Genomic DNA, 13574 nt, shown 5'->3' with positions numbered 1-13574 from the left:
ATATGGGTTTTCTATGAAAAAGATGATCACTCAAGCCCGCGAAGCCTTGCACCAGCTTCTGAGCCAGGTATCGATCATCGAGATCGAAAGCCTGGAGCAGAACGTTGCCGAGGCGACCGACGCTGCCGATCTGCTCGCTCACATCAAAACGGCGAAAACGGCACATACGTTGGTCTGCAAGGTGCTGCCCAACGGACAGCCGCGACACGTACGCAACGCCCTTCTGCAATTGCATGAACATGTCGCCTACAAAAAAAACTCCATCCCGGTACTTGTAGCCCCCTACCTGTCACCTGCGGCCAGAGCAATGTGCCGTGATAAACAGGTGGGATTCCTCGACCTGCAAGGTAATGCCTGGATAGCGTTCGATGGGGTCTTTATCGAACGCCAGGTCACCGACAAGCCAACCACCGAGCACCGAGCGCTCAAATCCTTGTTCAAGCCTAAATCGGCACGACTGCTGCGCGCCATGCTGCGTGAACCAGAGAAAGCATGGCGAGTCACTGAGCTGGTCGAAGCTACCGGCGTGAGCTTGGGACACGTCAGCAATGTACGAACCGCCCTGCTGGATCGGGAATGGGCACGGACCACGAGCGCTGGCCTGTATCTATCTGCCCCCGACGAGTTGCTGGACGCCTGGAGCTCAGGCTACGAAGCCCCACTTGGCGAGCGAAAGCGCTTTTATAGCCCCTTGCATGGCTCCCTTCTAGAGGACGCAGCACGCCGCGCGTTCAATCAGGATTTAAAGGGCCATGGCTGTTTTTCTTCGTTCTCCGCCTCGAACTGGATCGCCCCTTACGCCCGGGTTGGCACATTGCATTTTTACGCCGATCACCAAGGGCTGGAGGTGCTGAAAGAGGCGCTACAGCTGACTCCAGTTACCAAAGGAGACAATATCGTCATTACCTTGCCGAAGGATAAAGCCCTACTCTTCGATACGGTTGAGCCCTCCCCCGGTGTCCTGTGCACCGACCCCATCCAAACCTATCTGGATCTTTCCATCGCAGGGGAGCGCGGACAAGAAGCCGCCCATTACCTACGACAGGAAAAATTCAGATGGAGCCAGTGATACCAAAAGAGCCGCAATCTACGGCCGACTACGATGATCGGACCACCAACGCAGTCAAGACCGTGCTGGTGGAGATCGGCCAGATCCTTGGCAGCTTCCGCGGCAAGTTCGCGGTCATCGGCGGCGCCGTCCCTTGGCTGCTGCTCGCCAATGAGGATATGCAGCATGTGGGAACACTGGATATTGATCTGAGCCTGGATGCCGAGGCGCTGGGTGATGGGGAGTACGCGACATTGATCGGTACTCTGATGGGACATGGCTATCAGCAACGTGGCGAGCTGAGACGCTTTCAACTGAGCCGCCAGATCACCGTGCAGGAGGGCGATGCTCCCATCGACGTGATCGTAGACTTTCTAATGCCCCGCGATGCCGAGATCATTCGCAACGTGCCGCCGATCCTGAGTGACTTCGCGGTACAGCGTGCCGATGGTGCTGACCTGGCAATGCGTTTCTACCAAATGGTGGCTATTGAAGGCCCCATGCCAACGGGCGGTAAAAACCGCGTAGAAATCGCGGTGTGCTCCATTCCCGCCTTGCTGGCGATGAAGGGCTATGCGCTGGCCGGCCGACACAAACAGAAAGATGCCTACGACATCTACTATTGCGTTCGAAACTACCCTGACGGCATTGAAGCACTCGCTCGCGAATGCCGCCCGGTGCTGGAACGGGACAGTGGTGAGCAGGGGTTCCGATACATCGCCGATAAATTTGATGTGGTCGAAGGCTATGGGCCCACCTCCGTGCGCCGGTTTGTCGAGGACACGCAGATCCTGGGTGAGCGAACAGCGGATCAATGGCAACAGGATGCATTCGGGCAGGTGGATGCACTTCTACGTGAACTGGACTTGAGAAAATGAGGCTGCCTGGGTCATTCAACTGATCCTGAAACCAAGACACCATCCGCATTCCGGAGGTCCGGTTATGCCAAATTATGTGAAAAACCATAATTATGTTTTCCAGCATAATTTCACATATTTCCAAGCCCCAAATGACACGGCCCTCCTCACACAACCGTAAGCAGGGCCGATTTCATACCTTAGCCATCAGAAAAGGCCGAGCTCTTTCGCCTCAGTGATGCGCCCCCATCGTAGTCCCCCCCACCCCATCCGGCAGCTCGATGCTCACGTTCTGCATCATCCCCTGATCCTCATGATCAAGAATGTGGCAATGCAGCACGAACTCACCGATATAGCGCTGGTACCGAGTCCGCACATACAAGGTGTACATCCCGCTGCCATCCGTCTTGCCTTTGACGAACAGCGTGTCTTTCCACACCCCTTTCATACCGGCATATTGCGCGTCGTTCTTGTCCGTCTTGTCCACCGCACCCGGCTCACTGAGATCCACGCCATCCGGGCCAATGATTTTCTCGATCTGGAACGGGTTCACATGAATATGGAACGGATGACTGGCAAACGCCGATTGCAGGATCCAGGTTTGCGCATCCCCCAGTTTCAGATGACGATCGATCACCCCCGGCTGATAAGGCACGGCATTTTCCGCCGTAGTGCCCACGGCGAACTTGGTGTGGTCCGGATCCTTGAAATCGATCAGGAACACCAGTTTCTGTTCACCCTTGATTTCGCTGTCGACAATGCTCGGGTGCGGAATGAACTTGTCAAAGCGCAGGTCCTTTTTCAGATCCGCTACCACGGTGGCCTTGATGTCCGCCGGCATGTTGCGTTCCGCCGCCGCCAACAGTTCCTCAGTCAAGCGGGCCTTGGTGTTCGCCACTTTCGGACCCGCGCCCACATCGACAAAGCCGAGCAATTGACGACCGTTGGCCTGCTGGCTGACCCCGCCTGAAGCCGTGGAAGGTTCATCCGTCACGCAGTAACGCCCAGGCTCGGGAAAGACGATCAGCAGATCGTTGCGATACCCCGGCTGCAGGGTGATGACCTGACGGCTCTGGGCCTGTTCCATGGTCAGGCCGTCGGAGGCGATCACCTGGTATTCGACCGGCTGGCCGGTGCATTGCTCTTCGATAAAATTGGCCGACGCCAGGGCCGCGATGCCCTTGTCACTGGCCGGCTTGGCGCTGTCCTTGAGTTTGCGGAACAGCGGCCGGATGGTGTCGCGAATCCCCGCGTGGACCAGGCGCCAGCGTTCTACCTCACCGGGCCGTGCATCGTCGAAGATCGGCTGGACCAGGCCGTTGACGCTGGTGTAGCGCCCCGAGTCGGGCCAACTGGAAGGCTGCAACTGGTCGAACGACTCGACAACCCCCACCTCGCCCGGTTTGCAGGTCCAGTCCAGGGTCATCTTGTCCTTGCCATCCTTGTCCTTGACGATATTGCCGTCCTTGTCCCTCACCGGCTTGTAGCGGAATTTGTCGGCCGTGTCCCGGCATGCATAGGGGATTTGCTGGAACACCAGCAAGCGTTCCTTGAAAGACTTGCCATCAGCGCCCTTGAGCAGGGTGTCGATATCGCCGTTGGTGTCGGCCGTCGGCTTGCGATCGCCGTGGATGATCAGCGCACCGGCCATGCCGCTGGCGACCTGGATCGCGGTGGAACCATGGCGATGCGGGTGATACCAGAAGGTGCCCGCCGGGTGGTCGGCCGGGATGTTGTATTCGTACTGGAAGCTGACCCCGGGGTTGATCGACAGCAGCACGTTGTCGCTGTTACCGGTGGGGCTGACCCACAACCCGTGGGAATGCAGGTTGGTGCCGTTGAAGCAGTGCGGCACGTCCGGCCTGCTGTCGTGGGCGGTGCAGCTGGGGTCGGGGGGCAACTGGTTGTTGAGGCTGATGCGGACGGTGTCGCCCGGCGTCACGTCGATGGTGGGGGCGATAAAGGGTGCCTTGGGGTCGACACCGGTGCCGACGTAGCTACGCAACATCACCGGCACTTGCGCGCCCGTGGCCGGATCGAATATCTCGTTCTTGGTGTACTTGATGATCAGGTCCAACTGCCGCTCACGCCCGACATGGGGTTGGGGTGCCAAGGGCGTGGGAGTGGACTTGAGCATCAACGTGCCCTCCACCACCTTGGCCGTCGGTGCCTGCTGCTCCAGGGTCGGCGGGTTGTTGAACAGCCGGGAGGCTTCCACTGCCTGTGCCGTGGTGGCGGCCCCCATCACTCCCAGGGCCAGCAGCCCCAGAGCGTACGGATAAAGGGGCCTGTCCTTGCGCATTCCTGTCATGGTGTTTCTCCTGCGGAGCAACCGTGAACTTCGTGGTTTTGGCACAGGAAAGAGGCGGGGAGCAGGCGCAATGGCATAAGCATCCAACAGCTGCAATCCGTGCAGGCATAAAGCTAGTACCTTATCCACGGAACGCAATGTCTATTGGGGTTTGCGCGTTTTTTTTGCCCGAAACGTTATCGCGCCACGGGCGACGCAAAACCTTCGAATGCCTGCCGCAAGGCCTTGGCATATTCGCGGCTGCCAAGGGTCATGCTGTTGATATGGTTACCGCCCTTTATCAGCAGCAATTGTTTGGGCTGCACGGCAGCTTCATACAGGGCCTGGCTGAAGCGCGAGGGGACATAGGGATCGTCGGTGCCATGGACGATCAGCACCGGGATATCGATCTGGTTGATCTTGTCGATGGAGTCGAATTTCTCCGAGAGAATCCAGCTGACCGGCAGCGAGGTCGGGATCGCCGCCCGGGCCGCATCGCCCAGGTCGGTAAAGGTCGACTCGATGATCAAGCCCGTGGCCTTGGGCGCCGCCTTGTCGCCGGCCAGACGTTCGGCGAGGTCCACCGCCACCGCGCCACCCAGGGAGTGGCCGTAGATATAACGTTTGTGGACATCGGGTTGCAGTTGCACCAGGCGCTTCCAGGCATTGTCCGCGTCCTGGTAGACGCTGCGCTCGGAAGGCAGGCTGCCGGGGCTGTCGCCGAAACCGCGATAGTCGATGGCCAGCACCGAGAAACCCAGGTCGCGCAATTGGGTGATCCGCCCGACCTGCGCCGTCAGGTTCCAACGGGTGCCGTGCAGGTAGAGGATGGCCGGCGCATTCGCCCGGCTCGACGGCCACCACCAGGCATGCAGATAGTCGGAACCGGCCAGCCCGTCGCTGATGGGAATCCGCAGCTCCCTGACCCCCGCCGGTACGCCGCTGAACCAGCTCGCCGTGCCTGGCTGGACATTGAACAGCAGTTCGCGCTCTTTATAAGCCAGCCGCGAACACCCATAAGGCAGCCCGACGGCAAGAAAAACCGCCAGCAACCCCAGGGACAACCAGCGGCGACGGGCGATAAAGGTTCTGAGGGTCATGGCGCCCGGGTCTCGCTTGCAAGGAATGCATTGGCTCACAAAGCCGACAGATTACTCGCAAGCGCGCGCACAAACAAAAACGCCCCGAACCAGTCGGGGCGTTTTTTTCAACCTGGGATCAGGTCGCTACAGCCATGTCGCTCGATCAGAACACGTTGATCGGGTAGTCGACGAACACACGTACTTCGTTACCGCCAACGTTGTAGTCGCGCGATTGTTCCGACACACGCAGAATCGAGCTACGCAGCTTCACGCTCAGGTCTTTGGCCGGGCCGCTCTGGACCACGTACTTGATCTGGTTGAAGAACTCACGCTCGTTGCCGCCAGTGAAGACAGTACCGGCGCTGTTGACGCTGGTGATGTTGTCACCACGGACGTAAGCCACGTTGTAGGTCAGGCCAGGAACGCCAAGGGTGGCGAAGTCCAGACCGTAGCCCACCTGCCAGGAACGCTCGTCAGCAGCGTTGAAGTCCGACCAGTAGGAGTTCGCCAGGTTGATGGTGTTGCCACCGTCGCCAACGCGACCCTGACCTTGCTGGTAACCGCCGTACGGGTAGCCCAGCAGGCTGGAGCCGGTGCTGCTCTGATGTGCGATGGTGAAAGAGTGAGCACCCAGGGCGTAGGTGGCCGCCAGGCTCCAGATCTTGTTGTCACGACCTTGAGCACCTTGGTCCGCTGCATAGCCACGGTCCAGCTGGGTACGGTAGCCGTTGAAGTCCAGGGTCAGGGACTGGTCGGACGCAATCGGGAACACGTAGTTCAGGTTCAGGTACTGCTTCTTCAGCACTTCGTCGACGTCGGAAGCGTACAAGGCTGCCTTGAACTGATCGGTGAACTGGTAGCTACCACCCAGGATGTCGATGCCTTTCAGGCCACCGCTGTCACGGCCTTCGGCGCTCTTGCGCGATTCGGCGGTGAAGTGACCGGCGTTCAGTTCCAGGCCTTTGATCTCCTTGGAGGTGATCAAGGTACCGGTGTAGCTTTCCGACAGCAGACGGGAGTTGTCGTAGTTCAGCAGCGGCAGAGCCGGCATCTGGTCACCGTAGGTCAGTACGGTGTTGGACAGGCGGAATTTCACCGCGGCGCCGCCCTGAGCCAGGTCTTTGGCCGGGTTGCGGTTGTTGTCCTGCTTGAAGAAGTCGATACCTTGCGCACCGGTCTCACCGCGACCGCCGTCCAGACGCACAGCGTACTGGCCGAAAGCATCAACACCCACACCTACGGTGCCTTGGGTGAAGCCGGACTTGAAGGTAGCGATAGCCGCTTGGCCCCATTCGATCTTGTCGTCGGCGCCGCTTTTGTAATCGCGGTTGATGTAGGCGTTACGCAGCAGGACATTCAGGTGGCTGTCGTCAACGAAACCCTTGGAGTCCGATTGATCACTGGCCATGGCCTGGGTAGCGCCGAGGATGCCCAATGCGAGCAGACCGATCCGTTTGTTCAACATGTTTTATTCCTTAATCTCTGGATGAAACGCCCTGCGGCTTCGAGCTGAAATGTTGTGTTGATGCTTCACGCAAAAACAAAAAGACCCGCCTGCAATGAATGCAGCGGGCCTTTTATTATTTTAAGTGTATGGCGTATAGCCACAGGCGTAGGGCGAATCCTATCCGCGACACGAGTATTGTGTCAATTTCGTGAAACACCCGAGAATAGAAGGGATTAGCGAGACAACCTCGAAAAAAGGCATATCCGCCACCGACCGTCCTTTATCTCCGGGCGACGTCGCTTTCCCCTCATGACCTCGCCTGTTTCAGGACGAACACCCCTCCAGGCCACAGGATGGCCCCGTGGCGGCCGGGGTGGCGGGCGCCAGCGATTGACTGAGCCAGGCGACGAAGGCGTCGGGTTTGCCCAGGTAAGGACCGATATCGATCAGGCTGAAACGCCCCTCCTGCTCCAGCGCCAGGGTCGGAAAACCCTGGCCGCCGACCCGGGACAACAAGGCACGGCTTTGCTTGAAATGTTCCACCGCCACCGCATCGCTGTTCCGCTCGAAAGCGGCCTTGAACGCTTGCGCTTCAAAGCCCAGTTCGGCGGCCAACGCCAGCAGGACCTCCACATCGGCCAGGCGCTGCCCCTCGACGTAGTGCGCGGTCTGCTGGCGGCCCAGCATCTCCAGCCCGCGCCCTTGCAGTTGTTCAGCCGCGAGGACTGCACGGGTCGGCGGCGTGGAATCGAAGATCGCCGACGAGTCACGCAGCAACCCCTCGAAATAGCCCTGGCCAAACGGTTGGCCGGTGTACTCGGCAATCCGCCGGTCGTGGGGCATGACGTAGTCGCGCAGGTTAGAGGAGACGAACTGGCGGTTGTTACCGGCCATCATGCCGCCGCCATGCAAGGCCACGGGCAACACCTGACTGGCGGCCTGGATCAGCGGTTTGGCGCCGTAGCACCAGCCGCACAAGGGATCGTAGATGTAGTGAAGGACGCTCGTGGCAGCCATGGAGATCTCCCGAAGGTATCAATGAGTTCGATACCTCCAGACTAGTCGCTGGCGGCCCATCAAAAAACGCCGGAATGACTCCTGGTTTATTGCGCAAACCGGTCGAATCAACCGACCCGCCCCCCAGGGAACAGCCATAAAAAAACGCCGCTGCCCGGATCGCTCCGGCCAGCGGCGTTTTTCTGCAAAGTCCTTTTAACCCTGTAAAACCCCGAGCAAGACCTCCAATTCAGCATCGCTGAACAAGCCTGCGGGGTAACGGTCGGTAATCATCCGACGAGGATCCTGAGCACGGGTGGTACGCGTTCCATTGCTTTTCAACCACTGAGCCAGGACTTGAAGCGACTCGCTCGTCACCGACAGAGGGTGCGAAACCCGCTCACTGGCTACGTTCATCTCAGCGCTCTCCTGGTTCATGAGCGGCTAACTTACTTAAGGTTTATGACAGAACGTTGAATTGTAGAAAACGCTCCGTCATATAAACCAAGCCGATACAAGAGCTATGCCAAAGTGCCAGTTCAGCAGTCGGAAAACCAAAAAAAACCCGCAGTCTGTAAGGGCTGCGGGTTTGACAGGGGGTCGCTTAACGGTGATTGAAAAGTGCCATCATTTGTAGCAATGCCTCTTTTGTTACAACTTCACTCAACCTTTGTGTGGCGCAGGTTGTTGTTGTGTAAGGCAATGGATATTTCCGCCCCCCAGTAACAACTCACGCCCTGGCACCATCACCACCTCGTGTTGTGGGAACAGGTTCTGCAGGATTTCCTTGGCCACGCTGTCCTGCGGGTCATCGAAGCTCGGCGCGATGATGCCGCCGTTGACGATCAGGAAGTTCACGTAGGAGCCGGCCAGGCGTACCGAGGGGTTACGCTCCTGGCTGCCCGCCACCGCGTCCACTCCGGCGCACTCCTCTTCAGTGGCATACAGCGGCCCCGGAATCGGCATTTTGTGCACTGTAAAGGGGCGACCCTTGGCATCACGGCTGCTTTCCAGCACCTTCATGGCCGCCTGGCAGCGTGGGTAGTTCGGGTTTTGCGGATCGTCGGTCCAGGCCAGTAACACCTCACCCGGGCGCACGTAGCAGCAGAAGTTGTCCACATGGCCGTCGGTTTCATCGTTGAACAAGCCGTCCGGCAGCCAGATCACCTTGTCCACCGCCAGGTGCTCGGCAAGCACCTGCTCGATGGCTTCGCGGGTCAGGTGCGGGTTGCGGTTGCGATTGAGCAGGCATTCCTCGGTGGTGATCACCGTGCCTTCGCCGTCGACATGGATCGAGCCGCCTTCGAGCACGAAGCCTTCGGTCTGGTAACGCGGGCAGCGCTCGATTTCGAGGATCTTGCCGGCTACCTGTTCGTCGCGGTTCCACGGCGCATAGAGGCCGCCGTCGAAGCCGCCCCAGGCATTGAAGCCCCAGTTGACGCCGCGCACTTCACCCTGGTCGTTGATGACAAAGGTCGGGCCGCTGTCGCGGACCCAGGCGTCGTCGCTGGACATTTCCACCAGACGGATATTCGGCACGTCGAGACGCGCCCGGGCGTTTTCATACTGAGCGGCGGACACCGCCACCGTTACCGGTTCGAAACGCGCAATGGCCCGGGCCACGGCGGCATGGGCGGCCTGCGCCGGCTTGCCGCCCAGGCGCCAGTTGTCCGGGCGCTCGGGCCAGATCATCCAGGCCTGGGTTTGTGGCGCCCATTCGGCGGGCATATGGAAGCCGTCGGCGCGTGGTGTGCTGTTCAAAGTGGTCATGGCGATCAGGACTCCAGGGATCCGTCGAGGGTTTTCAGTGCGCCGTACAGGTTCGGTCGGCGGTCGCGGAACGAGCCCCAGGCACTGCGTATGTGTTCCAGTTCATCAAGGTCGAAGCGGTGGACCAGGATGCCTTCTTCGGTTTCGTTGAGTTCTTCGACCTTCTCGCCGAATTGATTGGCGATGAATGAGGAGCCGTAGAAGGTGATGTCGTAGCCGTCCTGCTCTTCGTTGCCGATGCGGTTGCTGGCGATCAGCGGCATCAGGTTGGCGCCGGCATGACCTTGTTGCACGCGCTGCCAGTGGTCACGCGAAGAGATGCTCTTGTCGTGCGGCTCGCTGCCGATGGCGGTCGGGTAGAAGAGGATTTCCGCGCCTTGCAGGGCCATGCTGCGGGCGCATTCGGGGAACCACTGGTCCCAGCAGATGCCCACGCCGATCTTCGCGTAGCGGGTGTCCCACACTTTGAAACCGGTGTCGCCCGGATTGAAGTAGTACTTCTCGTGGTAGCCAGGGCCGTCCGGGATATGGCTTTTTCGATAAACCCCGAGGTTGCTGCCATCGGCGTCGATGATCGCGATGCTGTTGAAGCGCGCACGGCCGGCCAGTTCGAAGAAGCTGATGGGCAGCACCACTTGCAGTTCTTTGGCAACCTTCTGGAAGTGCTTGATGGCGATGTTGTCTTCCACCGGGGTCGCCAGTTGCAGGTAGTCCGGGTTCGGCTTCTGGCAGAAGTACGGGGTTTCGAACAGTTCCTGGATCAGGATGATCTGCGCGCCTTTGGCGGCCGCTTCGCGCACCAGTTTCTCGGCGGTTTCGAGATTGGCTTCGAGATCCCAGGAACAGGCCATCTGGGTGGCGGCAACGGTAACGATACGACTCATGGATCATCTCCTGGGCGAATGCGGTGGGCGATTCTAGGCATCGACCGATGACAGATTGAGAATAGCCGGGCGTGATGGGTCCGGCCAAGGTGATGGCGACTTTATAGCCGATAAAAATCGGCTTTTAAAGATAAAAAATTAAAAATAGATGTATCGGATGTTATTTTTACCGATAAGAATCGAGATTTATGTTGACTGATCTATCGCTATCGCCGGCAAGCCGGCGATGCTTTTTACAGGCCTTCGTCGAGCACCTTGGACAGCATGTCGACAAAGAAATCCACGCTACGACGACTGGTACACATCGGCGGCTTGATCTTGAGGATGTTGAGGTAGTCGCCGGTCGGTTGCATGAAGATCCCCAGTTCACGCAGGCGATCGCACAGCAGCGCGGTCTCTTCGGTCGCCGGCTCCAGGGTTTCGCGGTTGCGGATCAGCTCCGCGCCGAGGTAGAAACCGGAACCGTGCACCGCGCCCACCAGCGGATAGCGGTCGATCAGTGCCTCCAGGCGCTCCTTGAAATAGTCGCCCACCACCTGGGCGTTTTCCCAGAGTTTTTCCTCGGCCATCACGTCGAGCACGGCGATGCCGATCCGGCAACTGACCGGGCTGCCGCCGGAAGACGAGAAGAAATAACCCTCGGCCTCCAGCGCCTCGGCGATCTCCCGGCGGGTGATCACCGCGCCCAGGGGCTGGCCGTTGCCCATGCCCTTGGCCATGGTGATGATATCCGGCACCACGCCCTGCTCCTCGAAACCCCAGAAGAACTTGCCCATGCGTCCGTAGCCGACCTGCACCTCATCGGCGATACACACGCCGCCCTGGGCCCGGACCAGCGCATAGACCTGCTGCAAGTAACCCGGCGGCAACGAGATACCGCCGGCATTGCCATACACCGGCTCGCAGATAAAGCCCGCCAACTGGCGATTTTCTTCCGCCAGCCTGGCCAGGTTGTGTTCCACGCTGCGCACGTAGTCCGGCGCACTGGCGCTGCCGCGGTACGCCCCACGATAGGTGTTGGGTGCGGTCACCGGATGCACCCAGTCCGGGCGGCTGCTCAGGGCCTTGGGGTTGTCGGCGATGGAAGTGGACACCGCATCCGCCGCCACCGACCAGCCGTGGTAGGCCTCCAGCACGCTGAGCATGTCGCGTCCGCCGCTGTAGGCCCAGGCCAGGCGAATCGCCAGGTCGTTGGCCTCGGTGCCGCTGTTGACCAGGAACACCCGGTCCATGGCGTCCGGCGCCAGGGCCAGCAGTCGTTCGGAGAACTCGGTCACGGCGGCGTAGTGGAAGCGCGAGTTGGTATTGAGCAGCGACCACTGCCGCGCCGCCTCGGCGGCCATGCGCGGATGACCGTGGCCCAGCACGGCGACGTTGTTGAGCATGTCCAGGTAGGAACGGCCCTGCATGTCGATCAGGTGATTGCGCCAGCCGCGCTCGATGCGCGGCGGGTCGACATAGTAGTGCTTTTGTGTGCGGGCGAAGCTGGCGTCCCGGCGGGCCAGCAGGTCCGCCGAGTCCAGCTCGGGCTCGGCATCGCAGGCCAGTCCCAGCAAGGTCGCCGGCGACGGGCACAACGCCTGCCAGGCGGCGGCCCGCGACGGTGTACAAAACAACGGTGGAGTGAGATCGGCGTGGCGGCACAGTTGCACCCGCAGAGCACCGCCGGCCTCGCCCAGTACCTGGCCCTTGACCACGGCGGCACCGGACCTGAGGGACGCCTTCACGCCCCACAGCCGCACGCTCAGTTGCGCGCTGGCCAATAGCAGGGCGCCATCGGCCATGATCCGCAGGGTCCCGGCAAATAGCGACTCCACGGTGGTGCCGCCCGGTACCTGCAAGTCCACATGCAAGGGAAAGGTGTCCGGCTCGCTGGCGCTGTCGGGCCGGGTGCGCGACAGGCGATATTGTCCGTAGCGACTGGCCGCCAGGCCATGGGCCGCAGCCGCCTCGGCCAGCAAGCGTTCGTCGATGCCGCTCTGCTCCCAGTTTCCCGCCTCGAAATGCGGGCTGAGCACACCCAGGTCGATCAAGGCGAACTCGCGGCCCACCAGCCCGGGCAGCAAGGGCGCGAAACCCTCGCCGGCGACCGGCGCCAGGCGCTCTTCGACGGCCGTCAGGATCGCGGCCTCCATCAGTTCAAATGGCACCGAGGTCGCCACCTGGAAGATTTCCCACTCGTGGGCCAGGTTATCGCGACTGTAGGTGTTGCCCGGGTCGATGCCGACCTGCTGTTCGCCGCTGAGCACCAGCACCGCCGCCCGCGCCACGATCAACGGCCAGAGTGCGAGCAGTTCTTCGCGTTGCAATGGGTTGACCGCGTGATAGGCCTGGAGAGCCGGCAGAATCACAAAGGGATCGCCTTCGGCATGGTGCAGCAGCGCCGCGCAGGTCACCGACAGGTCGGCGATGCGCCAGGTCCGGACCAGATCGCCGAAGTCGATCACGCCCTGCAGTTGCCAGTGGCGCTCGGCATCACGGCGCCAGACCACGTTGTCGTCAGTGATATCCAGATGAATGGCCTGGACCGGCAAGGCCTCGACCAGAGGCTGCAGACGGTGCCGGGCCTGTGCGGCGGCGTCACGAACCCGCGTTTGCTGATCCGTATCCTTAAGCACCGGCAGCAGGTGCTCGATCAATGCGGCAGCATGCTGGGGATCCCATTGCAGGGTGCGCGTCAAGCCCGGGTGCTGGAAGTCGGCCAGGGCCAGGTCCATTTGCCCGCAGAGTTGCCCCAGGCCCACCACCAGGTCACGGCCCAGATGCTTGAGATGGGTCAGCGACTGGCCTTCGATATACTCCAGCAATCGCACGTGCACAGGCTGGCCGTCCAGCACCAGGGGCAGCAGGTCCTGGCCGTTGCGCGCGGCAATCACCCGCGGCACCCGCAAGCCGGCGCGGCCCTCCAGGTGAGCCAGGCCGGCATGCTGGGCCTGTAATTCCAGCGTGGCGTAGTCGCCATGGCAGATTTTCAGGACAAAACGGCCTTGGTCGCTGTCGACGCGGTAATTGACGTCCTGTTGGCTACCCAGTGCCTGCAGCGTTCCAGAGAGGCCATAGTGCTCCTCAAGCAGGTTCAGCGCCTGCTGCGCCGAGACATTCGGGCTGGGCAGGCTGGCGCGGTGAATCAACGTGGTGAGCAACATGGAACGACTCCCTGAAGTTTTTATTGGCTGCCTATATCGCCATTGGTGCCGCCA

At 60.6% G+C, this 13574-nt stretch carries 10 protein-coding genes; 2 read left to right on the top strand and 8 right to left on the bottom strand.

The features are described from left to right. Positions 1–13: 13 nt before the first annotated feature. Positions 14–1069 carry a type IV toxin-antitoxin system AbiEi family antitoxin gene (locus tag M5C56_RS25410; RefSeq protein WP_103495402.1) on the top strand — a complete coding sequence of 352 codons (1056 nt, stop codon included), beginning with the start codon at positions 14–16 and terminating at the stop codon, positions 1067–1069. Continuing rightward, positions 1057–1926, top strand: a complete 870-nt coding sequence (locus M5C56_RS25405; protein ID WP_248766934.1) for a nucleotidyl transferase AbiEii/AbiGii toxin family protein — start codon at positions 1057–1059, stop codon at positions 1924–1926. The genes M5C56_RS25410 and M5C56_RS25405 overlap by 13 nt, the downstream gene beginning before the upstream one ends. Positions 1927–2137: 211 nt before the next feature. On the opposite strand, the gene M5C56_RS25400 is transcribed toward M5C56_RS25405, so the two are convergent. The 8 genes from M5C56_RS25400 to M5C56_RS25365 form a co-directional block, all read right to left on the bottom strand. Further along, the gene (locus M5C56_RS25400; RefSeq protein WP_103495404.1) at positions 2138–4216 is read right to left on the bottom strand and encodes a multicopper oxidase family protein; all 2079 of its coding nucleotides are present in this window, start codon (positions 4214–4216) and stop codon (positions 2138–2140) included. A 176-nt stretch (positions 4217–4392) separates the two neighbouring features. Continuing rightward, positions 4393–5295, bottom strand: coding sequence for an alpha/beta fold hydrolase (locus M5C56_RS25395; RefSeq protein WP_103495405.1), 903 nt, complete (start codon positions 5293–5295; stop codon positions 4393–4395). A 145-nt stretch (positions 5296–5440) separates the two neighbouring features. Beyond that, complete coding sequence (locus M5C56_RS25390; RefSeq protein ID WP_103495406.1) at positions 5441–6742, bottom strand: OprD family porin; 1302 nt, start codon at positions 6740–6742, stop codon at positions 5441–5443. Between the two features lie 306 nt (positions 6743–7048). After that, complete coding sequence (locus M5C56_RS25385) at positions 7049–7741, bottom strand: DsbA family protein (protein ID WP_103495407.1); 693 nt, start codon at positions 7739–7741, stop codon at positions 7049–7051. Positions 7742–7936: 195 nt separating this feature from the next. Next, complete coding sequence (locus M5C56_RS25380) at positions 7937–8137, bottom strand: hypothetical protein (RefSeq protein ID WP_103495408.1); 201 nt, start codon at positions 8135–8137, stop codon at positions 7937–7939. 246 nt (positions 8138–8383) lie between these two features. After that, entirely contained in the window at positions 8384–9490 is a 1107-nt protein-coding gene (aguA, locus tag M5C56_RS25375; RefSeq protein WP_103495409.1) for an agmatine deiminase, read from the bottom strand. Positions 9491–9495: 5 nt separating this feature from the next. Next, complete coding sequence (gene aguB / locus M5C56_RS25370) at positions 9496–10374, bottom strand: N-carbamoylputrescine amidase (protein ID WP_103495410.1); 879 nt, start codon at positions 10372–10374, stop codon at positions 9496–9498. A 233-nt stretch (positions 10375–10607) separates the two neighbouring features. After that, positions 10608–13520, bottom strand: a complete 2913-nt coding sequence (locus M5C56_RS25365; RefSeq protein ID WP_103495411.1) for an aminotransferase — start codon at positions 13518–13520, stop codon at positions 10608–10610. Positions 13521–13574: the final 54 nt, after the last annotated feature.

The sequence above is a fragment of the Pseudomonas sp. MWU13-2862 genome (assembly GCF_023242495.1).
Lineage (GTDB): Bacteria > Pseudomonadota > Gammaproteobacteria > Pseudomonadales > Pseudomonadaceae > Aquipseudomonas > Aquipseudomonas gingeri_D.
Note: the sequence above shows the minus strand (reverse complement) of the source record. Positions and strands in the feature narration are given on the sequence as shown.